Origin of the sequence: Mesorhizobium sp. M1B.F.Ca.ET.045.04.1.1 (assembly GCF_003952465.1) — a bacterium.
GTDB classification, from domain to species: Bacteria; Pseudomonadota; Alphaproteobacteria; order Rhizobiales; family Rhizobiaceae; genus Mesorhizobium; species Mesorhizobium shonense.
In genome coordinates this window covers 4,209,727-4,233,836 of sequence record NZ_CP034448.1, presented here as the reverse complement: position 1 = coordinate 4,233,836, position 24,110 = coordinate 4,209,727, and the positions used below count along the sequence as shown (strand labels likewise).

Genomic DNA, 24,110 nt, shown 5'->3' with positions numbered 1-24,110 from the left:
ACGATGAGCCACACCATCAACCACCTCAAAAAGCTCAGGCTCCAGCGCAGCGAGCTGGCGGTTCCTGGCTCCAGCCCGGAGATGATCGACAAGGCGGCGAACAGCGCCGCCGACTTCGTCTTCCTCGACATCGAGGACGCGGTCGCGCCGCCCGACAAGGAACGCGCCCGCGAGAACATCATCCAGGCGCTCAACGACATCGACTGGCGCGCCAAGGGCAAGACCGTCTCGGTGCGCATCAACGGCCTCGACACCCATTACATGTACCGCGACGTGGTCGACGTGATGGAACAAGCTGGCGATCGGCTGGACACGATCCTGGTGCCGAAGGTCGGCGTGCCGGCCGACCTCTACATGGTCGAAGCCATGGTCAACCAGATCGAGATGGCCAAGGGTTTCAAGACCCGTGTCGGCCTCGAAGCGCTGATCGAGACGGCGCTCGGCATGGCCAATGTCGAGGCGATCGCAGCCACCCCCGGCAGGCTCGAAGCAATGCATTTCGGCGTCGCCGACTATGCCGCGAGCAACAAGGCGCGCACCGTCAACATCGGTGGCCTCAACCCCGACTATCCCGGCGACCAATGGCATTTCGCCCTCTCGCGCATGACCGTCGCCTGCCGCGCCTACGGCCTGCGCGCCATCGACGGGCCGTTCGGCGATTTCTCCGATCCCGAAGGCTACAAGGCGGCCGCCCGGCGTGCCGCGGCGCTCGGCATCGAGGGCAAATGGGCGATCCACCCTTCGCAGATCGCTTTGGCCAACGACGTGTTCTCGCCGCCGGAGAAGGAGGTCACGCGCGCCCGACGCATCCTCGAGGTGCTCAAGGAGGCGGAGGCGCTCGGCAAGGGTGCGGCAGCGCTCGACGGCAAGATGATCGACGCGGCATCCGAGCGCATGGCGCGGAACGTGCTGGTGGTGAGCGAGGCGATCGAGCGCGCCGGCCAGGCGCAGGCGCACTGACAATCCCCGGGAGGAAAAAATGGACATTCACGAATACCAGGCCAAGGAACTGCTCGCTCGCCACGGCGTGCATGTGCCGCGTGGCGGCCTTGCCTACAGCCCCGAGCAGGCGACCTACCGGGCGCGCGAGATCGGCGGCTCGAAATGGGTGCTGAAGGCGCAGGTTCATTCGGGCGCGCGCGGCAAGGCCGGCGGCATAAAACTCTGTTCCAATGACGAGGAGATCTCCAACGCGGCGGAAGCCATGCTCGGGCGCAAGCTGGTGACCCAGCAGACCGGCCCGCGCGGCAAGCTGATCTCGCGCCTCTATCTCGAGGAAGCGGTCGACATCGCCCAGGAGCTCTATCTCGGCTTCGTGCTCGACCGGAAGGAAGAGCGCGTCATGATCGTGGCGTCGGCCGCCGGCGGCATGGAGATCGAGGATATCTCCGAAAAAAAGCCGGATTCGATCATCCGCGCCACCGTCGATCCCGGTGTCGGCATGCAAGGTTTTCAGGCGCGCGAGATCGCCTTCGGCCTCGGCCTCGAGAGCAACCTGATCGGCAAGGCGACCGAAACCATCCTCGGCTGCTACCAGGTGTTCCGCGACTACGACGCCTCGATGCTGGAGATCAACCCGCTGGTGGTGACCCGCGACGGCAATCTCGTCGCGCTCGATGCAAAAATGTCGTTCGACGAGAACGCGCTGTTTCGCCGCCCGGAAATCTCCGAGCTGCGCGACAAGAGCCAGGAAGACCCGCGCGAGACCTTCGCCAGCGACCGCGGCCTCTCCTATGTCGGGCTGGACGGCAATATCGGCTGCATTATCAACGGCGCCGGCCTTGCCATGGCAACGATGGACATGATCAAGATCGCCGGCGGCGAGCCGGCCAACTTCCTCGACATCGGCGGCGGCGCCTCGCCCGAGCGGGTGGCGAAGTCTTTCCGCGCCGTGCTCGGCGACAAGAATGTCGAGACCATCCTCGTCAACATCTTCGCCGGCATCAACCGCTGCGACTGGGTCGCCGAAGGCGTCATCAAGGCGATCCGCGAGGTCGGCGTCGACGTGCCGCTGGTGGTGCGGCTCTCCGGCACCAAGGTCGAGGAAGGGCGCAAGATCCTGGCCGATTCCGGCGAGAAGGTGATCGTCGCCGACACGCTGGCCGAAGCCGCCGAAAAGGCCGTCGCCGCGTGGCGCAAAGTCACCAAGAACAAAAAAGCAGCCTGAGGGAGGTAGAAAAAAATGGCAATCCTGCTCAACCGCAGCACGCGCGTCATCGTTCAGGGTTTTACCGGCAAGATCGGCAGCTTCCACGCCGACGACATGAAGCGCTACGGCACCAAGCTGGTCGGCGGCGTCACCCCCGGCAAGGGCGGCCAGAGCCATCTCGGCCTGCCGGTGTTCAACACCGTCAAGGGCGCGGTGCGCGAGACCCGCGCCGAAGCCAGCATCGTCTTCGTGCCGCCGCCGTTCGCCGCCGATTCGATCATGGAGGCGGCGGATGCCGGCATCAAGCTATGCGTGTGCATCACCGACGGCATCCCCTCGCAGGACATGATGCAGGTCAAGCGCTACATGCGCCGCTACCGCTTCGAGGACCGCATGCGCCTCGTCGGCCCGAACTGCGCCGGCGTCATCACGCCCGGACAGGCGCTGATGGGCATCATGCCCGGCAATATCTATCTCCCCGGCCGTGTCGGCATCGTCGGGCGCTCCGGCACGCTCGGCTACGAGGCGGCCTCGCAGATGAAGGCGCTGGGCATCGGTGTGTCGACCAGCGTCGGCATCGGCGGCGATCCGATCAACGGCTCGTCCTTCAAGGACATTCTGCAGCTCTTCGAGCGCGACGAGGATACAGACGCCGTGGTGATGATCGGAGAGATCGGCGGCCCGCAGGAAGCCGAAGCCGCGATCTGGGCGCGCGACAATATGCGGAAGCCGCTGATCGCCTACATCGCGGGCTTGTCTGCGCCGAAAGGCCGCCGCATGGGCCACGCCGGCGCCATCATCTCCGCCTTCGGCGAGTCGGCGCAGGAAAAGGTCGAGATCCTGAAGGAAGCCGGCGTCGTCATCGTGCCGACCCCGGCTTCATTCGGCGAGGTCGTGGCCGATACGCTGGCGCGGTCGAAGAAGGCGGCGTGACCGCGGTCAGGGGCGACCGACACGAAACTCAAAAACTTGATGCGGCGGCGCGGTCCTCGTGGCCGGCCGCCGTTTCCGTTTGGCCTATCGGACAAACACACGATCGCAAGCATTCGCGTGCGCGCTTCAATTAACCGGCTCGTCGAAAGAGGCTTTAGAGGGGAGTTTGGTGCGGTCGAGAAGACTCGAACTTCCACGGGTTGCCCCACAGCGACCTCAACGCTGCGCGTCTACCAATTCCGCCACGACCGCACGTGGTAGGAGCCGGAACCGTCCGGCCCGGGGCCTGTAGCAAATCGTTTCCGGCGAAACAAGTGCGCCGTGCGGAATATTCGCTAATGCATGTCGCCCAAAAGTGCGCAGCGGTTTTGCGAGAACGACATGCACAACACAAAGCTGCCGGCACAATGCTCCACAGCCTCGCCGCGAGCTGGCGGAACTGGACGTTTTTGTCGATTGCCGCCATATGAAGGGCAATTGCATGTCGCCCGAAGCCGTTGACGGATTTTTGGGGCACAATACACATCTGAGCCCGCCTGGATCCGGTTCCGGTCATGGCGCGCCTCAGGAGAGACGCGCCATGACAGAACGCAGCCAGATCGCCACGTCGTTCCTGCCCCTTCCCGGTTCGGCGCCGGTCGAATGGGTGATCGAGCCAGGCCTCACCTCCTATCCCGACGCGCTTGCCTTCATGGAGGCGCGCGCCGAGGCGATCCGCAGCGGTGCCGCCGGCGAGATGGTCTGGCTGGTCGAGCATCCGCCGCTCTATACCGCCGGCACCAGCGCGCGTATCGAGGACCTGATCGAGCCCGACCGTTTCCCGGTCTTTGCCGCCGGCCGCGGCGGCGAATACACCTATCACGGCCCCGGCCAGCGTGTGGCCTATGTGATGCTCGACTTGAAGCGCCGGCGCGAGGATGTCCGCGCCTTCGTCGCCGCGCTCGAGCAATGGATTATCGAAACACTCGCCGCCTTCAACGTGCGCGGCGAGCGGCGCGAGGACCGCGTCGGCGTCTGGGTGGTGCGGCCGGATCGCCCTGCCCTGCCCGACGGCTCGCCCGCCGAGGACAAGATCGCGGCAATAGGCATCAGGCTCAGGCGCTGGGTGAGTTTTCACGGCATCGCCATCAATGTCGAGCCGGAGCTTTCCCATTTCAGCGGCATCGTGCCGTGCGGCGTCTCGGACCATGGCGTCACCAGCCTCGTCGACCTCGGCCTGCCCGTCACCATGGCCGACCTCGACCTCGCGCTGAAATCCGCCTTCGAGGACGTGTTCGGATCTGCCGCCGTCCTGGTCGCCGAACTGGCCCGAAAGGCAGGCTGACTCCCTAGGATGTGCTGAGATTCAGGTCAGGCCGAGTCGGAGTCGAAGACGGGCGCGAAGCGAAGAAACAAGTTGGGTTCCGAGAACCGGAGCGGAGCGTACTTAAGTACGTGAGCACCGGCCTACGCCGGCCGTAGCCTCAACTGTGATGCCACTCATGAGTGCTTCGGCCGGCGAAGGCCGGAAGCGCAGGAACCCAACGTTTTCGACTCGGCCTGACCTGAATCTCAACACGCCCTACATCAGCTTCGCCGAAGCCCACAGCACGCCATAGCCATGAATGGAAAAGACCGCGAGCAGCGCGCCGGCCATGGCCAGGCGATCGAAGGCTCGGATCGGCCTCAGCTCATGACGCGGCTTCACGCCGCTTCCCACGGTGATGAGGCTGAGCATCGAGAACACCGCGCCGGCGATGAGCAGGAAGCTGGGCGGGAAACCGGCGCGCCAGCCGAGCGCCAGCAGGGCCGACAGCAGCAGGAAGGAGGCCAGCGCCAGCGCGAGCGGCCCCGGGCAGATCTGGCGCAGCACCTGGCCGCCGTCGAACTTCCATACCGGCACCAGATTGGCGATGTTGAACAGAGACGCGCAGCCGGCAAGCGCCGCCAGCAGCAATGCCGCCAGGCGATGCCCCTCGCTGCCGGCGAAGCCGCTGGCGGCGATCAGCAGAGGCACAAGGAAAGCGGAGAAGCCCGCGCCCATCAGCGCCACGAAAGCGACTTCGAAGCGGCTGTCATAGGGCCTGCCGCCCATGGCGATGCCGCCGAGCAACGGGATGAAGATCATCCGCGCCCGGCGATGTTCCGTAAGGCGGAACGCTGCCATATGGCCGAGCTCGTGCAGTGCGACCACCGAGGTCAGGATGGCGGCCAGCGCCAGCCCGCCGAGGTTCAGCCCGAAGAACGGCCACAGGATGAAGGCCGAAAGTACAGCAAAGCCGATCTGGCTCACCGGATGCTCGAACCAGCCGCCCTTGCGATAGGTTCCGGTTCTCGCCCAGACCTGCAGCTTGGCGAGCTCGCGGCGCATGGCGAAGTAGCGGAAGATCAGAAAGGCGACGCCACGATAGTGGTCCGTCTGCGTCAGCGTGACCCGCGTCGCGTTGCCTTCGCGGACGAGTTCGGTGGTTTCGCGATAGTCGGCCCAGAACGAAGGATCGAGCGCCGTGTCCTCGATGATGCGCATCGAGAAGCGGCTGCCTTCCACCACATCGTCGAACCGCGACTTGCGTTCGATCGGCCGGCCATCCCGCCCTTCCCAGGACAGTCTGATCAGCGCCGTCCCCTCGCCGTCCAGCGGTTCGGCTGACAGGATTTTGCCCGACCAGGCGGCGTCTTGGCCGAACGGCCAAAGCGCCTGCCAGAGGCGATTGCCGTCAGCCGCCACAAGACGGCTGACACGAACGGTGCGCAGCCCGAGCGGCGCCGTCATCAACAGAAAGATCAGTCCGAGATTTCCGGCCACGAGAGTGACCGTGGCGATGACCGACACTGCCTTTTGCTCCCTTCTTCGGGAAGCAGCCTAGCGGCGGCGCGGCCAAGAAAGACTTAACAATGGGCGGGGCCTTGCCCGTCCCAAACAGAGGGCGGGCCTTTTGCCCACCCGAGGAAGCGGCGGCGAACCGCCTGATCACATGGCGCCAATCCAGATCGCCATGGAAATGAGAAAGGTGCTCATGCAAACCAGCGAGACGACATCCTGAACCAGATCGGCCATAACTCTCTCCTGTTGTTGGTATGTTCGTAATTTGTTCTAATTTTGTTCGAATGTCAACGGATCAGGGAGCGGCGCGCCAGGCGAATCCGGACGGTCCGTTTGAGCACGGTTAAGGAAAGGTTGACGGGCGAAAAACTGCGACGGCCAAATGCCGAAGGCGACCAGACAATCGCAGGCCGGGGTGTACCGAGATTCAGGTCAGGCCGAGTCGAAAATGGTGGTTTCCGAGAACCGGAGCGGAGCGTACTTAAAGTACGTGAGCACCGGAAGCGCAGGAAGCCGCCATTTGCAGGCCGGCCTCATCTGAATCTCGGTACACCCTACAGCGGCACCACCTTGCCCTCGGCCAACGTCACACGTCGGTCCATACGGGCGGCCAGCTCGTGATTGTGGGTGGCGATCAACGCCGCCAGCCCCGACTGCCTGACAAGCGCTTCGAGCGCGTCGAAGACGTAGTGAGCCGTCGCGGGATCGAGATTGCCGGTCGGCTCGTCGGCCAGAAGCACCAGCGGCGCATTGGCGACGGCGCGTGCGATTGCCACGCGCTGCTGCTCGCCGCCGGAAAGCTCCGACGGCCGGTGCTGCGCGCGCTTGCCGATCTGCATGTAGTCGAGAAGCTGCGCCGCCCGTTCGGACGCCTCCTTGGCGGGAAGCCCCTTGATCAGCTGCGGCATCATTATGTTTTCGAGTGCGGAAAACTCCGGCAGCAGATGATGGAACTGATAGACGAAGCCGACATCGTTGCGGCGGATCGCGGTGCGTTCATCATCTGAGAGCCGGCCGCAGGCGCGGCCGTTAAGAACCACATCGCCGGCGTCCGGTCGCTCGAGCAGGCCCGCCGTATGCAGCAACGTCGACTTGCCGGTGCCAGATGGCGCCACCAGCGCAACCATCTCGCCACGCCTGAGCGAGAAGTCGGCGCCGTTCAGGATGGTGAGCTTGCGCGGCCCCTGGACATAATGCCGCTCGACGCCCTTCAGCTCGATAATGGCGTCGGCCATCACTCGTACCTCAAGGCTTCGACCGGATCGAGCCGGGCCGCCCGCCAGGCCGGAAACACCGTCGCCAGGAAGGACAGGGCCAGCGCCATGATGACGACATAGGTGGTCTCGCGCGGATCCATTTTCGCCGGCAGCTGGCTAAGGAAATAGAGCTCGGGATTGAACAGGATCCTGCCTGTCATCCAGGAGAAGAACTGGCGGATCGATTCGATGTTGAGGCAGATGACGACGCCGAGCAGCACGCCGGCGATGGTGCCGGTGACGCCGATCGCGGCCCCGGTCATCAGGAAGATGCGCAGGATTGCGCCGCGCGACGCTCCCATGGTGCGCAGGATGGCGATGTCGTGGCCCTTGTCCTTCACCAGCATGATGAGGCCGGAAATGATATTGAGCGCCGCCACCAGCACGATCAGCGTCAGGATCATGAACATGACGTTGCGCTCGACCTGCAGCGCCGAGAAGAAGGTCTCGTTGCGCTGGCGCCAGTCGACGAGATCGACCGGCCGTTGCGCCGCCTGCTCGACCAGCGACTTCAGCGCATCGACATTGTCGGGATTGTCGACATAGATCTCGATGGTCTGCGCCCGCCCGTCCATGTTGAAATAGAGCTGCGCCTCGGAAAACGGCATGTAGACGATCGAGCTGTCATATTCCGACATGCCGACCTCGAAGATCGCCGCCACCTTATAGCCCTTCATGCGCGGCGTCGTGCCGAGCGGAGTGACATCGCCTTCGGGCGAGATCAGCGTGATGGTGTCGCCGAGGACGAGGCCGAGATTCTCGGCCATGCGCTTGCCGATCGCCACACCCTCACCGGCATCGAAGCCGTCAAGCGTTCCCTGCTTGATGTTGCTGGAGACGATTGCGATCTTGGCAAGGTCCTCGCCGCGGATTCCGCGCACCAGCGCGCCGGTTCCGCCGCCGACATTGCCTTGCGCCAGCACCTGGCCGTCGATCAGCGGTATGGCGTATTTGACGCCGGCAACGCCATTGATGCGGCTCGCTACCTGCGCATAGTCCTCCAGCGGCGAATCCAGCGGCTGCGCGATGAGATGGCCGTTGACGCCGAGGATGCGGGTCAGCAGCTCGGCGCGAAAACCGTTCATCACCGCCATGACGACGATCAGCGTCGCGACGCCCAGCATGATGCCGAGGAAGGAGATCGAGGCGATCACCGAGATCACCGTCTCCTTGCGCCGCGAACGCAGGTAGCGCCACGCCACCATGCGCTCGAAGCCTGAAAAGGCGCCCGCCGGCGATCTGGCCGCTGCCGCCGCTTCGCTCATCAGGCGATACCCAAGCGTTTCCTGGCCTCCGCGATCGGCAGCGTCTCGCGTTCGCCCGACTTGCGGTTCTTGATCTCGACCTCGCCGGCGGCAACGCCCCGCGGTCCGACGATCACCTGCCAGGGCAGGCCGATCAGGTCAGCGGTGGCGAACTTGCCGCCCGGCCGCTGGTCGGTGTCGTCATAGAGCACGTCCTTGCCGGCTGAACTCAGCGCCGCGTAGAGCTCGTCGCAGACGCGGTCGCACTCGGCGTCGCCCACCTTCATGTTGATCAAGCCGACATCGAACGGCGCCACTGCTTCCGGCCAGATGATGCCGTTCTCGTCATGGCTGGCCTCGATGATCGCCGCGACCAGCCGCGACGGGCCGATGCCGTAGGAGCCGCCCGAGGCGAAATGGTCCTTGCCGTCGGGCCCGGTCACCTTGGCGCCCATCGGCTTCGAATACTTCTCGCCGAAATGGAAGATGTGGCCGACCTCGATGCCGCGCGCCGAGAGCCTGTCGCCTTCAGCGACATTCGCCCAGGCCGCTTCGTCATGCATCTCGTCGGTGGCGGCGTAAGGCGTCGTCCATTTCTTCACGATGCCGCCGATCTCGCCATCGTTGGAAAAGTTCGTGTCCGCGCCGGGCACGTCGAGCGACAGATAGGCGCGGTCGCAGAACACCTGGCTCTCGCCGGTTTCGGCCAGGATGATGAACTCATGGCTGAGGTCGCCGCCGATCGGGCCGGTGTCGGCGCGCATCGGGATGGCCTGCAGGCCCATGCGCGTGAACGTCCTGAGATAGGAGACGAACATGCGGTTGTAGGCGGCTCTCGCGCCTTCGAAATCGAGGTCGAAGGAGTAAGCGTCCTTCATCAGGAATTCTCGGCTGCGCATGACGCCGAAGCGGGGGCGCACCTCGTCGCGGAACTTCCACTGGATGTGGTAGAGGTTGAGCGGCAGGTCCTTGTAGGATTTGACGTAGGCGCGGAAGATCTCGGTGACCATTTCCTCGTTGGTCGGGCCGTAGAGCATGTCGCGGTCCTGGCGATCCTTGATGCGCAGCATCTCCTTGCCGTAGTCGTTGTAACGGCCGCTCTCGCGCCAGAGGTCCGCCGACTGGATGGTCGGCATCAGGATTTCCAGCGCGCCTGCCCGGTTCTGCTCCTCGCGGATGATCTGGCAGACCTTGTCCAGCACGCGCTTGCCGAGCGGCAGCCAGGAGAAGCTGCCCTGCCCCTGCTGGCGGATCATGCCGGCGCGCAGCATCAGCCGGTGCGAGACGATTTCGGCCTCGCGAGGGTTTTCTTTGAGAATGGGCAGGAAGTAGCGCGACAAACGCATGGACTGGTCCGTGACTGAAAAATGGCGGCGCGGGAATCGGCGCAACCGAGGCTGCTTGCCCGGGCTTCATAGCCATTTCATGACCGAATGGAAACCCGAGCGCCCCAAAGTATCGGGGCCTTCTGCACCTTACCAAAAACGCCGTTTTTGATCACAAAGTGCCGCATCCGGCTTTTTGATCGATTCACAAGCAAGCCCTGCCGCACTATTGTGCAGTGCAGCACGATATTGCCCGTTTGAAGGCAAAATTCTTCGTGACATTTTCACCTGCCTTGGTCTAGTGTGCGCCGATAACCGAGAGGGCGGAGAAAAATCTGCTCTCCTACGCGGTCAAAGTCTTGGGAGGATGCGATCTAGGCGCGGTAACTCGCTGCCGCCGGACACCGGAAACGGATCGGACGCGTTTAAATTGCAAGGCCTCGTGCCTTGCATTTTTTTTGTGCAATCATCTGCTTAGCACGACAAGCTGCCAAACGGCATTACGCTGCGTCGGCCGTTGAAATCGGAAGCCGGGTTCCGATTTCAACCACCGCGCGTGGCTGCTGCTTAATACTTGCAGAAACCTCGCCAGGGACTTTAGTTTTAGATTTAGTGGCCGTCGATATGACTAAAGTCCGGTACGATGTGCGGAATGTCGTCGAAGCCGAGGCCGAGCCCCCTCGTCAGGCCGTAGAAAATACCGATCACGATGGCGGTGACGATGGTCGTGCGGATCGCCGCGCGCAGCATATGCGGCCCGCGTGGCGCGCTCGAAACCGTTCCCAGCGTCACGTCCTTGTCCTCGTCCTGCGTGCGCAGGCTGAACGGCAGCACGGCAAACAGCACCAGCCACCAGGTGACGAAGAACAGCGCTATAAACGAAACCCAGTTCATGCCTGCTCCAGTTCGACCAGCGTGCCGAAGAAATCCTTGGGGTGCAGGAACAGCACCGGCTTGCCGTGCGCGCCGATCTTTGGATTGCCGTCGCCGAGCACGCGCGCGCCGCTCGCCTTCAGATGATCGCGCGCGGCGAGGATATCGTCGACCTCGTAGCAGACGTGATGCATGCCGCCCGACGGATTCTTCTCCAGGAAGGCGGCGATCGGCGAGGCATCGCCCAGCGGCTCCAGCAGCTCGATCTTGGTGTTGCCGACATCGACGAACACCACCGTCACGCCATGTTCCGGCAGCGCCCGCGGTTCGCTCAACCGCGCGCCCAGCGTATCGCGATAGGCCGCGGTCGCCGCCGCCAGATCCGGCACGGCAAGCGCGACATGGTTCAGGCGTCCGAGCATTGTCATTTTCCTCAAGGCAGTAGCCAATAGGCAGTAGGGAAGAACAAAGTGGGCGAGTTACAAACCCATCACCTTTTCCCTACTGCCTACTGCCTACCTCCTACTCCCTCATCTGGTGACGAACACCGTCACCAGCGGCTTCTTGCCCCAGGCTTCGTTGGCGGCGCCACGCACGGCACGGCGTACGGCCTCCTGCACCAGGTCGAGGTCTTTTCGGCGCTGGCGGGGGATCGAGTCCACCGCGCCGATTGCCGCATCGAGCATCAGGTCTTCCAGCGTCTCGCCGCTGGCATCCGCCTCGGCGACGCCGATCGCCACCAGGTCGGGGTCGCCGGCAAGCTCGTATTTGTCGTCGAGCACGACATTGACCGCGACATGGCCGGCGAAGGACAGCTTGCGCCGGTCGCGTATTCCCATCGCCTGGTCGGTGCCGATCAGAAAGCCGTCCTTGTAGAGACGGCCGAACGGCACCTGGTCGATGATCGTGGCGGGACCGGGCCAGAGCCTCAGCATGTCGCCGTCGCGCACCTGCGCCACCTGGCCGATGCCCGACATCGACATCAGCGAACCCTGCGCCACCAGATGCGCCGCCTCGCCATGCACCGGCACGCCGATTTGCGGCCGCACCCACTCATACATCTTGCGCAATTCGCTGCGGCGCGGATGGCCGGAGACATGCACCAGCGCGTCGCCGTCCTCGATGATCTTCATGCCGAGGTCGATCAGCCGGTTCTTGATCTCGAGGATCGCCTTTTCGTTGCCGGGAATGGTGCGCGAGGAAAACACGACCGTGTCGCCGGCCGTCAGCGCCACCGACTTCATCTCGTCGCGCGACAGCTTCGCCAATGCTGCCAGCGGCTCGCCCTGACTGCCGGTGCAGATGATCACCAGGTTTTCCCGTGGGATGAAGCCGTAATCCTCTTCGGTGATGAATTCCGGCAACCCGTCCATATAGCCGAGCTCGCCCGCGACATCGATGACGCGCTTCAGCGAGCGGCCGAGCACCAGGCATTGCCGCCCGGCATCGCGCGCCGCCCTGGCGATCGAGACGATGCGCCCGACATTGGAGGAAAATGTGGTGACCGCGACCCGGCCCTTGGCGTTCTCGATGACGCCCTTGAGGCCCTCGCCGACCGCCACTTCCGAGGGCGAGTCCCCTTCCCTCAGCGCATTGGTGGAATCGCAGACCAGCGCCAGCACGCCCTTGTCGCCATAGGCGCGGAAGCGCGCCTCGTCGGTCTTCGGCCCGATCGTCGGCGCCGGGTCGATCTTCCAGTCGCCAGTGTGGATCACCGTGCCGGCCGCCGTGGTGATCGCCAGCGACATCGGCTCGGGGATCGAGTGCGCGACCGGGATGGCCTCGATCTCGAACGGCCCGATGGTGAACTTCTCGCCCGCCCGATAGATCGTTGCCGGGATCTTCGGCGCGCCCTGCTCGCCCTGCCGCTTGGCCTCGAGCAGGCCGGCTGTGAACGGCGTCATCCAGACCGGCACCTTGAGCCTCGGCCAGATGTCGAGCAGCGCCCCGTAATGGTCCTCATGCGCGTGGGTGATGACGATGCCGCGCAAACCGTCGATATTCTCCTCGATGAAGCGCGTGTCGGGCAGGATGAGATCGACGCCCGGATGCGCGGTGTCGGGAAAGGTGACGCCGACATCGACGACGATCCACTCGCGCGCGTTTGCCGGCCCGTAGCCGTAGAGGGCGAAGTTCATGCCGATCTCGCCGACACCGCCGAGCGGCGCGAACACAAGTTCGGCGTTTTCTCTATCCGCCATGAATTCTTTCCTTCCTGGCCGGTCAGGCCAAGCCGTTAGAGCAATTCCAGGAAAAGTGTGTCACCGTTCTCCGTCCGGAATAGCGCAAAAACAAAACTATATCCGCGCCGACGCGACCGCGCCGAAATGCACGTCGCCGGCCGCGATCGTCAAAACAGATCCGTCATCGTCGCGGATCACGAAACGGCAGTCCTCGTCAATGGTCTCGAAGACGCCGCGCACCACATTGCCGTCAATTCTGACAGCAACCTCGCCGCCGAGCCCGGCCGCGCGCGCCAGCCAGCGCTTCCTGATTGCGGTGAGCCCGCGACCGTCATCCCACAATCTGAAATTCTCGCTCCAGGCATCCGAAAGCGCCAGGAACAGCGTCTCGGCATCGCAACTGGCACCCAGTGCCTTGAGCGATGTCGCCGGATACGGCAAATCCTGCGGGTAAGCCACGACATTGACGCCGATGCCGACAGCGACGGCAAAGCGGCCGCCTTCGAGCATCGCCGATTCCAGCAAGATGCCGGCAAGCTTGGCGCCGGAGGCAAGAACGTCGTTCGGCCATTTCAGCTCGAAGCGGTTACGGCCTTCGCTGCCGCCGTCCAAGCCGACGGCAATCCGCCCTTTCGGGACTATGGCGTCGAGCGCGTCCGCCAGGGCGAGCCCGGCGACGAAGCTGAGCGTCGCGGCGAGCCGTAGCTCGCCGCCAGGAACCAGGAGCAGCGTTGCCGCCAGGTTGCCTTCAGGCGTCGCCCAGGCGCGGCCACGCCGCCCGCGCCCGCTTTCCTGCTTCTTCGAGACCACCCAGAGTTTCCCCGGATCGCCGGCCCGCGCATGCTCCAGCGCCAGCGCGTTGGTCGAGCCGACGCTGTCATGGGCCTCGAGCCGGAACCCTTCCGAAGCCGCGGTTGGAGCCAGCCGAAATGCCATCCGGTCAGAAGAAGGTTTTTGCGGCGGCTTCGGCATAGCTGCCGATCGGGCCGCCGATCAGCACGTAGAACAGCACGAAGGCGCCGCTGACGCCGAGCACGAGGCGCAACTCGCTCGCCATCGGCACGAAGCCGCCGACAGGTTCGTCGAACCACATGATCTTGATGATGCGCAGGTAATAATAGGCGCCCACCACCGAAGCCAGCACGCCGATGATCGCCAGCGCATAGAGATGCGCGTTGATGGCGGCGAGGAACACGTACCACTTCCCCCAGAAGCCCGCGAGCGGCGGAATGCCGGCCAGCGAGAACATCAGGATGGTGAGGATGGTGGCCATGATCGGGTTGGTCGAGGCAAGGCCGGCGAGGTCGCCGATCTGTTCGACATTGCCTTCCTTGCGCCGCATGGCGAGGATGAAGGCGAAGGTGCCGAGCGTCATCACCAGATAGATCAGCATGTAGATCGCGACGCCGCGCACGCCGGCCTGGCTGTTCGCGGCAAGGCCGACCAGTGCGTATCCCATATGGCCGATCGAGGAATAGGCCATCAGGCGCTTGATGTTGGTCTGGCCGATGGCCGCGAAGGCGCCGAGCGCCATCGAGGCGATCGAGATGAAGACGACGATCTGCTGCCAGTCGGCGGCGATCGGCTTGAAGGCGCCCATGGTGACGCGCACGATCAGCGCCATCGCCGCCATTTTCGGCGCCGCCGCCAGGAAGGCGGTGATCGGCGTCGGCGCGCCTTCGTAGACGTCCGGCGTCCACATGTGGAACGGCACGGCCGAGATTTTGAAGGCAAGCCCGGCGAGCACGAAGACCAGGCCGAAGACGAGGCCGAGCTGGCGCTCGCCGCCGCCCAGTGCCGTCGCGATCTCGTGGAAACCGGTATTGCCGGTGTAACCGTAGACTAGGCTGATGCCGTAAAGCAGCATGCCCGACGACAGCGCGCCGAGGACGAAATACTTCAGGCCCGCTTCGGTCGAGCGGAGATTGTCGCGATTGATCGCCGCCAGCACATAGATCGCCAGCGACTGCAGCTCGAGCCCGAGATAGAGCCCGATCATGCCGTTGGCCGAGATCATCAGCATCATCCCGAGCGTGCAGAGCACGATCAGCACCGGATATTCGAACTTGTCGAAATGCTCCTGCCTGGCGAAGCGCATCGACATGACGAGCGTCACCGCCGAGCCGATCAGCGCCAGCATCTTCATGAAGCGGCCGAAGGAATCCTGAACGAAGGCGCTGCCATAGGCGGTCCCTTGGCCAGCGGAGAAGGCCAGCCACAGGCCGGCGATCACAAGCACCGCGACCGCGAGGCCGGTTACCGTCATGGTGTTGTTGGAGCGCGAATAGGCGCCAACCATCAAAAGCGCCAGCGCGCCGATAGCGAGGATCAGCTCCGGTGTCGAGAGCGAAAGGCTGGAGAGAAGGTCCGGCGTCATGGTATTTCCCCAGTCAGTTCGCCGCCGCGGTCTGCGCGGAATTGATGGATGCGGTGACGTTGGTGACGAGCGCCTTCACCGACTGCGTCGTGACGTCGAACACCGGCGCCGGATAGACGCCGAAGAAGATGACCAGCGCCACCAGCGGGTAGATGATGACCTTCTCGCGGGTCGAGAGATCGAGCAGGTTCTTCAGGCTCTCCTTGGTCAGCGCGCCGAAGATCACCCGGCGGTAGAGCCAGAGCGCGTAAGCCGCCGACAGGATCACGCCGGTGGCTGCGAAGAAGGCCACCCAGGTGTTGACCCGGAACACGCCGAGCATGGTCAGGAACTCGCCGACGAAGCCGCTGGTGCCCGGCAGGCCGACATTGGCCATTGTGAAGATCATGAACACGGTGGCGTATTTCGGCATGTTGTTGACCAGCCCGCCATAGGCGTCGATCTCACGCGTATGCATGCGGTCGTAGATGACGCCGACGCACAGGAACAGCGCTCCGGAGACGAGGCCGTGGCTGAGCATCTGGTAGATCGCCCCCTGCACGCCTTCCTGGTTCATCGCGAAGGTGCCCATGGTGACGAAGCCCATGTGGGCCACCGACGAATAGGCGATCAGCTTCTTCATGTCCTCCTGCATCAGCGCCACCAGCGAGGTGTAGATGATGGCGACGACCGAGAGCGTGAAGATCAGCGGCGCGAACATCTCGGACGCCAGCGGGAACATCGGCAGCGAGAAGCGCAGGAAGCCATACCCGCCCATCTTCAGGAGGATGGCGGCCAGGATGACCGAGCCCGCCGTCGGCGCCTCCACGTGCGCATCGGGCAGCCAGGTGTGCACCGGCCACATCGGCATCTTCACCGCGAAGGAGGCGAAGAAGGCGAGCCACAGCCAGGTCTGCATGCTGGCCGGGAAGTTGTGCGTCAGAAGCGTGGTGATGTCGGTCGTGCCGGACTGGAAGAACATCGCCATGATGGCGAGCAGCATCAGCACCGAGCCGGCGAGCGTATAGAGGAAGAATTTGAACGAGGCATAGACGCGCCGCTTGCCGCCCCAGACGCCGATGATGATGAACATCGGGATCAGGCCCGCCTCGAAGAAGACGTAGAACAGCACGATGTCGAGCGCACAGAACACGCCGATCATCAGCGTCTCGAGGATCAGGAAGGCGATCATGTAGGCCTTGACCCGCTTCTCGATCGCATCCCAGGAGGCGAGGATGCAAAGCGGCATCAGGAACGTGGTCAGGATGACGAACAGCATCGAGATGCCGTCGACGCCCATGTGGTAGGAGATGCCCGAATCCAGCCAGGCGAATTTCTCGACGAACTGGAAGCCGGCTTGCGAATTGTCAAAACCCTTCCAGATGAACAGCGACACCACGAAGGTGAACGCCGTGGTGATGAAGGCGATCGAGCGGATGTTGCGGCGCGCGTTTTCGCTGTCGTCGCTGATCGGCAGAATGAGCAGAACACCAACCAGCGGCAGGAAGGTGACCAGCGAGAGGATTGGCCAGTCGGTCATCAGAGCATCATCCAGGTGACGAGAGCGGCCACGCCGATCAGCATGGCGAAAGCATAGTGATAGAGATAGCCGGTCTGCAGCTTGACGACCCGGTTGGTGACGTCGACGACGCGCGCCGAGATGCCGTCGGGGCCGAGCCCGTCGATGACGGCGCCGTCACCGGTCTTCCACAGGAACCGGCCGAGGCGTTTCGCCGGCCGCACGAACAGGAAGTCGTAGAGCTCGTCGAAATACCACTTGTTGAGCAGGAAGCCGTAGAGCAGGCGGTGGTTGGCGGCGACGCTCCGTGGCAGTTCCGGCGAGCGGATGTAGAACTTCCAGGCAACCGCGAAGCCGATGACCATGGCGATGAACGGCGCCAGTTCCACCCATAGCGGCAGTTCGTGGATCTCGTGCAGGATATGGTTGTCCTGCAGCGTGAACAGCGAAGCCTTCCAGAACTCGGCATAGCCCTCGCCGATGAAGGCGCCGTGGAAGAGGATGCCGGCAAACAGCGCGCCGGCGGCCAGCAGATAGAGCGGCACCAGCATCACCGGCGGCGATTCATGCACGTGATGCATGATCTCGTGGCTCGCCCGCGGCTCGCCATGGAAGGTCATGAAGATCAGCCGCCAGGAATAGAAGCTGGTGAAGCAGGCGGCGATGACGAGCAGCACGAAGGCGAAGACCGCGACCGCGTTGTGGCTGGCAAAGGATGCCTCGATGATGGCGTCCTTGGAGAAGAAGCCGGCGGTGCCGATCACCGTCGCCGGGATACCGACGCCGGTCAGCGCCAGCGTGCCGATCACCATCATCCAGTAGGTCTTGGGAACGAGCGTCCTCAACCCGCCCATCTGGCGCATGTCCTGCTCGTCGGAAACGGCATGGATGACCGAGCCCGAGCCGAGGAACAGCAGCGCCTTGAAGAAGGCATGCGTGAACAGGTGGAAGATCGCCGCGCCATAGGCGCCGACGCCGAGCGCCACGAACATGTAGCCGAGCTGCGAGCAGGTCGAATAGGCGATGACGCGCTTGATGTCGTTCTGCACCAGGCCGACGGTCGCCGCGAAGAAGGCGGTGAAGGCGCCGATGAAGGTGACGACGGTCAGCGCCGAATGCGACAGCTCGAACAGCGGCGAGAGCCTCGCCAGCATGAACACGCCGGCCGTCACCATGGTCGCGGCATGGATCAGCGCCGAGACGGGCGTCGGACCTTCCATGGCGTCGGGCAGCCAGGTGTGCAGCGGCACCTGCGCCGACTTGCCCATGGCGCCCATGAAGAGCAGCAGGCAGACCACCGTCAGCGCGATATGCTTGTCCAGCGCATGGCCGAGGAAGTTGAGCACCGCGGCGCCTTCCGGCGCGCCTTCGGCCGGCAGGAAGGAGGCTGCGTTGGCAAAGACTGTGCCGAGATTGACCGAGCCGAACAGCACGAAGACGCCGAAGATGCCGAGTGCGAAGCCGAAGTCGCCGACGCGATTGACGACGAAGGCCTTGATTGCGGCGGCGTTGGCGGACGGCTTCTTGTACCAGAAGCCGATCAGCAGGTAGGAGGCGAGGCCGACGCCTTCCCAGCCGAAGTACATCTGCACCAGGTTGTCCGCCGTCACCAGCATCAGCATCGCGAAGGTGAACAGCGACAGATAGGCGAAGAAGCGCGGCCGGTTCGGATCGTGGTGCATGTAGCCGATCGAATAGATATGGACCAGCGCCGACACCGTGTTGACGACGACCAGCATCACGACCGTGAGGGTGTCGATCCTGAGCGCCCAGGCGGCGTCGAGCCCGCCGGCCTGGATCCAGCGCAGCACCGGCACGGTAAACACCTCGCCATGGCCGAAGCCGACGGTGAAGAAGACGATCCAAGACAGCACCGCCGAGATGACCAGGAAGCCGGAGGTGATGTATTCGGAAGCCTTGGCGCCGAGCGAATTGCCGAACAGGCCGACAATCAGGAAGCCAAGCAGCGGAAGGAAGACGATGGCCTGGTACATGGTTGTTCCCGTCAACCCTTCATCTGGTTCACGTCTTCGACCGCGATCGAGCCCCGGTTGCGGAAGAAGACGACAAGAATGGCAAGTCCGATCGCGGCCTCGGCCGCGGCGACCGTCAGCACGAAGAGCGCGAACACCTGTCCGACGAGGTCATGCAGCGCCGCCGAGAAGGCGACGAAATTGATGTTGACCGCAAGTAGGATCAGCTCGATCGACATCAGGATGACGATGATGTTGCGGCGGTTCAAGAAGATGCCGAACACGCCGAGCGTGAACAGGACCGCCGATACGGTCAGATAATGCGCGATGCCGACGACCATCTCAGATACCCTCGCCCGACTTGACCTTGCGGATTTCCATGCCCGTCGCAGCCGTGCGGCCGACCTGGGCGGCGATTGACTGCCGCTTGACGCCTTCCTTGTGGCGCAGCGTCAAGACGATGGCGCCAATCATGGCGACCAGCAGCACGAGGCCGGCGATCTGGAAGTAATAGAGGTAGTCCGTGTAGAGGATGTCGCCGAGCGCTGCCGTGTTGGAGCGCGTGGCGATATCCGGCGTTGCCTTCGCCACCGTCGAGGCAAGCTGCGGCGCGAAGCTGTAGCCGCCGAGCACGACGATCAGTTCCGCCGCCAGGACCAGCCCGACCAGCGCGCCGATCGGCGCGTATTGCAACGCGCCCTGCTTCATCTCGGCAAAGTCGACGTCGAGCATCATGACGACGAACAGGAACAGCACCATCACCGCGCCGACATAGACCACGAGCAGAATCAGTGCCAGGAATTCGGCGCCGGTCAGCAGGAAGAGCCCTGCGGCGTTGAAGAAGGTCAGGATCAGGAACAGCACGGAATGCACGGGGTTGCGTGACGAAATGACCATGAAGGCCGACGCCACGGCAATAAAGGCGAAGAGGTAGAAAAAGACCGCCTCTAGTCCACTCAGCATGGGGTTCCCCGGGTTCCTGTCCGAACACTGGGCTCAGCGCCCCTGCTCGATATCGCCGCCGCCTCCGGCTGGCAAAGTTGGTGTTCCATTAGACGAGGCTCTTCGCCCCGTCCATGCGTCAAATGTCAGCGATAGGGCGCGTCCAGCGCGATGTTGCGCGCCAGTTCACGTTCCCAGCGATCGCCGTTCGCGAGCAGCTTTTCCTTGTTGTAGTAAAGCTCCTCGCGCGTTTCGGTCGCGAATTCGAAGTTCGGCCCCTCGACGATGGCGTCGACCGGGCAGGCTTCCTGGCAGAAGCCGCAATAGATGCACTTCACCATGTCGATGTCGTAGCGCACCGTGCGGCGTGTGCCGTCATTGCGGCGCGGGCCGGCCTCGATGGTGATCGCCTGAGCCGGGCAGATCGCTTCGCAGAGCTTGCAGGCAATGCAGCGCTCCTCGCCGTTGGGATAGCGGCGCAGCGCATGCTCGCCACGGAAGCGCGGGCTGATCGGCCCCTTCTCGTGCGGATAATTGATCGTCTCCTTCGGCGCGAAGAACTGGCGCATCGACAGGAAAAAGGCGCTGACGAAATCCTTCAGCAGCAGGGCCTTTGCGGCTTGGGCAAGAGCAGACATCACGCAAATCCCGTGATCTTGAGGAAGGCCGCGGTGGCGACGACCATGAACAGCGAGATCGGCAGGAAGACCTTCCAGCCCAACCGCATCAACTGGTCGTAGCGGTAGCGCGGCACGAACGCCTTCACCATCGAGAACATGAAGAACACCAGGCAGACCTTGAGCACGAACCAGATCAGCCCCGGCACCCAGGTGAAGGGCGCGAAGTCGAACGGTGGCAACCAGCCGCCGAGGAAAAGGATGGTGGCCAACGCGCACATCAAGACGACGGCGACATACTCACCAAGGAAGAAGAGCAGGAACGGCGTCGACGAGTATTCAACCATATGGCCGGCGACGAGTTCCGATTCCGCTTCCACCAGGTCGAACGGCGGGCGGTTCGTCTCGGCCAGCGCCGAGATGAAGAACACGATGAACATCGGGAACAGCGACAGCCAGTGCCAGTCGAGGAAGGTGTTGGGCAGGCCGAGCCGCGTACCCAGGCCATCCTGCTGCGCGAGCACGATGTCGGAGAGGTTGAGCGAGCCGACGGTGAGCAGAACGGTGACGATGACGAAGCCGATCGAGACCTCGTAGGACACCATCTGCGCCGCCGAGCGCAGCGCGCCGAGGAACGGATATTTCGAGTTCGATGCCCAGCCGCCCATGATCACGCCATAGACCTCGAGCGAGGAGATGGCGAAGACATAGAGGATGCCGACATTGATGTTGGCGATCGCCCAGCCTTGACTGACCGGGATGACGGCCCAGGCCGAGATCGCCAGCACCGCCGACACCAGTGGCGCGAGCAGGAAGACGCCCTTGTTGGCGCCGGACGGGATCACCGGTTCCTTGAAGACGAATTTCAACAGGTCGGCGAAGGCCTGCAGCGTGCCCCACGGACCGACGACGTTCGGACCGCGACGCAATTGCACCGCCGCCCAGATCTTGCGGTCGGCATAGAGCACATAAGCCACGAAGATCAGAAGAACGACGATCAGCACGACCGACTTCAACAGGATCAGCAGCGCCGGCAGCACGTAGAAGGAGAAGAAGGTGTCCATGCTTATTCCGCCGCCTGCTTGAAGCCGCTCTTGGCCAACGCCGAGCATTCGGCCATCACGGCCGAGGCCCGCGCGATCGGGTTGGTCAGATAGAAGTCCTTCACCGGCGAGGTGAAGGTGCCCTTGTTCAACCGCCCGCCGAGCTTCGCCGCCTTGGCGACGTCGTCGGCGCTGCCGGCCAGGACCTGGTCGATACGGGCCAGATGCGGATATTCGCCACAGAGCTTGGCGCGCAGTTGCGCCAGCGAATCGAAGGGCAGTTTCTTGCCGAGCACATCCGACAGCGCCCGCAGGATCGCCCAGTCCTCGCGCGCCTCGCCTGGAGCGAAACCGGCGCGGTTTGTCTGTTGGACACGGCCTTCCGTGTTGACATAGGTGCCGGACTTTTCGGTGTAGGCGGCGGCCGGCAGGATGACGTTGGCGCGGTGCGCGCCGGCATCGCCATGCGTGCCGATATAGACGACGAAGGCGCCGCCGGTCTTGGCCATGTCGATCTCGTCGGCGCCAAGCAGGAACAGCAGATCCGTCTCGCCCAGCATGCCGGCGACATTCTTGCCGCCCTCGCCCGGCACGAAGCCGACGTCGAGGCCGCCGACGCGGCCGGCGGCGTTGTGTAGCACCGCAAAGCCGTTCCAGTCGGCCGTCACGGCATCGACGGCCGTGGCGAGTTTGGCCGCCTGGCCGAGCACCGCCGCGCCGTCCGCACGCGCCAGCGCGCCCTGGCCGACGATGATCAGCGGATGCGTCGCCTTCTTCAGCACCTCGAAGAACTTGCCGTTGCCGTCGGCGAGGTCCTTCAAGGATTCGGGGCCGGCGCCGATGAGCTCATAGTCGTAACGCGTGTCGCCGATCTCGCCGATGACGCCGACCGGCAGGTTGCCGACGCGCCAGCGCTTGCGGATGCGGGCGTTGAGCACCGAGGCCTCGAAGCGCGGATTGGCGCCGATGATCAGCACCGCATCGGCCTGCTCGATGCCCTCGATAGTCGGGTTGAAGATGTAGCTCGCGCGGCCGAGCGACGGATCGAGCGCTGCGCCATCCTGGCGGCAGTCGATGTTCTTCGAGCCGAGCGCGCCCATCAGAAGCTTGAGCGCATAGATCTCCTCGACCGCGGCGAGGTCGCCGGCGATGGCGCCGATGCGCTCAGGCGCGGTCTTGCCCACCTCGTCCTTGATCGCCGCGAAGGCCTCCGCCCAGCTTGCCGGGGCGAGCTTGCCGTTCTTGCGAACGTAAGGGCGATCGAGGCGCTGCGTGCGCAGGCCGTCCCAGATGAAGCGGGTTTTGTCGGAAATCCACTCCTCGTTCACCGCTTCGTTGACGCGCGGCAGGATACGCATCACCTCACGGCCTCTCGAATCGACGCGGATCGCCGAGCCGACAGCGTCCATGACGTCGATCGATTCCGTCTTGGTCAGTTCCCACGGCCGCGCCTGGAAGGCGAACGGCTTGGAGGTCAGCGCGCCGACCGGGCAAAGGTCGATGACGTTGCCCTGGAGCTCCGACGTCATCGCCTGTTCGAGATAGGTGGTGATCTCGGCGTCCTCGCCACGGCCGATCAGGCCGAGCTCGGAAATGCCGGCGACCTCGGTGGTGAAGCGGACGCAGCGCGTGCAATGGATGCAGCGGTTCATCACCGTCTTCACCAACGGGCCGATATACTTGTCTTCGACCGCGCGCTTGTTCTCGTGATAGCGCGAGGAGTCGACGCCGAAGGCCATCGCCTGGTCCTGCAGGTCGCATTCGCCGCCCTGGTCGCAGATCGGGCAGTCGAGCGGATGGTTGATCAGCAGGAACTCCATCACGCCTTCGCGCGCCTTCTTGACCATCGGCGTGTTGGTGAAGATCTCCGGCGGCTCGCCGTTCGGGCCGGGGCGCAGGTCGCGCACGCCCATGGCGCAGGAAGCCTGCGGCTTGGGCGGACCGCCCTTCACCTCGATCAGGCACATGCGGCAGTTGCCGGCGATCGACAGCCGCTCGTGGAAGCAGAAGCGCGGCACTTCCGCGCCGGCGTCCTCAGCCGCCTGCAGCAGCGTGTAATGGTCGGGTACCGTGATCTCTTTCCCGTCGACCTTGAGCTTTGCCATTCGCCTCAAACCCTCGCGGATTTCCCGCAATCTCTCATTCCGGGCGCGACTGGTGCCGCGCCCGGCATTTCATCTCACTACTTGGCGGCCAGCGCCGCCGCCTGACCGGTCCAGTCGTCGCGGCCGATGCGGCCGGCGAGCGACAGGTAATCCTCGACCCAGGCGATCTCTTCCGACGTCCAGGCAGCGATCTGGCCATAAGTCCAGATGCCAAGACCGTTCAGCACTTTCTCGAGCTTCGGCCCGATGCCCGAGATCGCCTTCAGGTCGGAAGGCTTCCCCGGCTTGTCGATCGCCTTGGGCTGCCTGAAATCCTCCGGCATCAGCCCGGTCGCGGCCGTTCCGGCAACCGTGTCGGCGCCTGAAGTGTCGAGCGCCTTCTCGGTGGCGTTGGCCGCGATGTCGGTCACGTCCCTGGCGAAGGTCTGCGCCTCGGCGATCAGCGTCTCGGTCGCCTTGCGCGCCTTGGACGAATTGTTGGCGGCTTCGGTCCGCGCCTCGAGATCGTCGAGGAACGGTTGGAACATGCGCTGCGAGGCTTCGACCGCGCCGGAGAGCGCGCCCATCCAGACGCCCATTGCCTGATTGGCAAATCCGATGCCCAGCGCCGACATCGCGGCTGCGCCCGCGACAGGATGCGCCATGAGGTTGACGGCGCTAGCCATCTCCCTCGGCATCATCTTTGTCAGGTCCTGGTTCATCTTCTCGAGTTGGTCCCAATAAGGCATCAGCGGGTAGGCTATCGAATACGGCGCCATAGACATCTCCTGGTCGTTTCTTCGTACGCCC

The 24,110-nt window shown here is 64.0% G+C and carries 21 protein-coding genes and 1 tRNA gene; 4 read left to right on the top strand and 18 right to left on the bottom strand.

What is annotated here, in order from left to right; genetic code table 11:
• Nucleotides 1-3: 3 nt before the first annotated feature.
• From EJ071_RS20835 to sucD, 3 genes are read left to right on the top strand one after another with little or no spacing between them, the layout of a single operon-like run.
• Complete coding sequence (locus tag EJ071_RS20835) at nt 4-960, top strand: CoA ester lyase (protein WP_126099565.1); 957 nt, start codon at nt 4-6, stop codon at nt 958-960.
• A 19-nt stretch (nt 961-979) separates the two neighbouring features.
• Nucleotides 980-2,167, top strand: a complete 1,188-nt coding sequence (locus EJ071_RS20830; protein WP_126099564.1) for a malate--CoA ligase subunit beta — start codon at nt 980-982, stop codon at nt 2,165-2,167.
• A gap of 15 nt (nt 2,168-2,182) precedes the next feature.
• Nucleotides 2,183-3,082: a succinate--CoA ligase subunit alpha gene (sucD, locus tag EJ071_RS20825; RefSeq protein WP_126099563.1), complete on the top strand. Its 900-nt coding sequence runs from the start codon at nt 2,183-2,185 to the stop codon at nt 3,080-3,082.
• 167 nt (nt 3,083-3,249) lie between these two features.
• Here the strand turns inward: sucD and EJ071_RS20820 are convergent.
• A tRNA-Leu gene (locus EJ071_RS20820) sits at nt 3,250-3,334 on the bottom strand.
• 328 nt (nt 3,335-3,662) lie between these two features.
• On the opposite strand from EJ071_RS20820, the gene lipB reads away from it, so the two are divergent.
• Complete coding sequence (gene lipB, locus EJ071_RS20815) at nt 3,663-4,406, top strand: lipoyl(octanoyl) transferase LipB (protein WP_126099562.1); 744 nt, start codon at nt 3,663-3,665, stop codon at nt 4,404-4,406.
• 237 nt (nt 4,407-4,643) lie between these two features.
• Here lipB and EJ071_RS20810 read toward each other — a convergent pair whose 3' ends face one another.
• The 17 genes from EJ071_RS20810 to EJ071_RS20725 form a co-directional block, all read right to left on the bottom strand.
• Nucleotides 4,644-5,894 (bottom strand): site-2 protease family protein, encoded by a 1,251-nt coding sequence (locus tag EJ071_RS20810; protein ID WP_126099561.1) that lies wholly within the window; start codon nt 5,892-5,894, stop codon nt 4,644-4,646.
• A 545-nt stretch (nt 5,895-6,439) separates the two neighbouring features.
• Nucleotides 6,440-7,120: an ABC transporter ATP-binding protein gene (locus EJ071_RS20800; RefSeq protein WP_126099560.1), complete on the bottom strand. Its 681-nt coding sequence runs from the start codon at nt 7,118-7,120 to the stop codon at nt 6,440-6,442.
• The gene (locus EJ071_RS20795) at nt 7,120-8,406 is read right to left on the bottom strand and encodes a lipoprotein-releasing ABC transporter permease subunit (protein ID WP_126099559.1); all 1,287 of its coding nucleotides are present in this window, start codon (nt 8,404-8,406) and stop codon (nt 7,120-7,122) included. Before EJ071_RS20795 ends, EJ071_RS20800 begins: the two co-directional genes overlap by 1 nt.
• A complete protein-coding gene (gene proS, locus EJ071_RS20790) occupies nt 8,406-9,731 on the bottom strand; it encodes a proline--tRNA ligase (protein WP_126099558.1) in 1,326 nt (441 codons plus the stop codon). The genes EJ071_RS20795 and proS overlap by 1 nt, the downstream gene beginning before the upstream one ends.
• Nucleotides 9,732-10,319: 588 nt before the next feature.
• Nucleotides 10,320-10,604 carry a DUF1467 family protein gene (locus EJ071_RS20785; RefSeq protein ID WP_126099557.1) on the bottom strand — a complete coding sequence of 95 codons (285 nt, stop codon included), beginning with the start codon at nt 10,602-10,604 and terminating at the stop codon, nt 10,320-10,322.
• Complete coding sequence (gene mce, locus EJ071_RS20780) at nt 10,601-11,005, bottom strand: methylmalonyl-CoA epimerase (RefSeq protein WP_126099556.1); 405 nt, start codon at nt 11,003-11,005, stop codon at nt 10,601-10,603. The genes EJ071_RS20785 and mce overlap by 4 nt, the downstream gene beginning before the upstream one ends.
• Before the next feature lie 108 nt (nt 11,006-11,113).
• Nucleotides 11,114-12,784 (bottom strand): ribonuclease J, encoded by a 1,671-nt coding sequence (locus EJ071_RS20775; protein ID WP_126099555.1) that lies wholly within the window; start codon nt 12,782-12,784, stop codon nt 11,114-11,116.
• Nucleotides 12,785-12,880: 96 nt separating this feature from the next.
• A complete protein-coding gene (locus EJ071_RS20770) occupies nt 12,881-13,702 on the bottom strand; it encodes a biotin--[acetyl-CoA-carboxylase] ligase (protein ID WP_126099554.1) in 822 nt (273 codons plus the stop codon).
• Between the two features lie 4 nt (nt 13,703-13,706).
• Complete coding sequence (nuoN, locus tag EJ071_RS20765) at nt 13,707-15,143, bottom strand: NADH-quinone oxidoreductase subunit NuoN (protein ID WP_126099553.1); 1,437 nt, start codon at nt 15,141-15,143, stop codon at nt 13,707-13,709.
• Between the two features lie 13 nt (nt 15,144-15,156).
• Nucleotides 15,157-16,662, bottom strand: a complete 1,506-nt coding sequence (locus EJ071_RS20760) for an NADH-quinone oxidoreductase subunit M (protein WP_126099552.1) — start codon at nt 16,660-16,662, stop codon at nt 15,157-15,159.
• Complete coding sequence (gene nuoL / locus EJ071_RS20755) at nt 16,662-18,635, bottom strand: NADH-quinone oxidoreductase subunit L (RefSeq protein WP_126099551.1); 1,974 nt, start codon at nt 18,633-18,635, stop codon at nt 16,662-16,664. The genes EJ071_RS20760 and nuoL overlap by 1 nt, the downstream gene beginning before the upstream one ends.
• 11 nt (nt 18,636-18,646) lie before the next feature.
• Complete coding sequence (gene nuoK / locus EJ071_RS20750; protein ID WP_126099550.1) at nt 18,647-18,955, bottom strand: NADH-quinone oxidoreductase subunit NuoK; 309 nt, start codon at nt 18,953-18,955, stop codon at nt 18,647-18,649.
• A gap of 1 nt (nt 18,956) precedes the next feature.
• A complete protein-coding gene (locus tag EJ071_RS20745; protein WP_126099549.1) occupies nt 18,957-19,577 on the bottom strand; it encodes an NADH-quinone oxidoreductase subunit J in 621 nt (206 codons plus the stop codon).
• A 125-nt stretch (nt 19,578-19,702) separates the two neighbouring features.
• Nucleotides 19,703-20,194 carry an NADH-quinone oxidoreductase subunit NuoI gene (nuoI, locus tag EJ071_RS20740; RefSeq protein WP_126099548.1) on the bottom strand — a complete coding sequence of 164 codons (492 nt, stop codon included), beginning with the start codon at nt 20,192-20,194 and terminating at the stop codon, nt 19,703-19,705.
• Nucleotides 20,194-21,237: an NADH-quinone oxidoreductase subunit NuoH gene (gene nuoH, locus EJ071_RS20735; RefSeq protein ID WP_126099547.1), complete on the bottom strand. Its 1,044-nt coding sequence runs from the start codon at nt 21,235-21,237 to the stop codon at nt 20,194-20,196. Before nuoH ends, nuoI begins: the two co-directional genes overlap by 1 nt.
• Nucleotides 21,238-21,239: 2 nt before the next feature.
• The gene (nuoG, locus tag EJ071_RS20730; protein ID WP_126099546.1) at nt 21,240-23,321 is read right to left on the bottom strand and encodes an NADH-quinone oxidoreductase subunit NuoG; all 2,082 of its coding nucleotides are present in this window, start codon (nt 23,319-23,321) and stop codon (nt 21,240-21,242) included.
• A 77-nt stretch (nt 23,322-23,398) separates the two neighbouring features.
• Nucleotides 23,399-24,079: an NADH-ubiquinone dehydrogenase gene (locus EJ071_RS20725; protein WP_126099545.1), complete on the bottom strand. Its 681-nt coding sequence runs from the start codon at nt 24,077-24,079 to the stop codon at nt 23,399-23,401.
• Between the last annotated feature and the right edge of the window lie 31 nt (nt 24,080-24,110).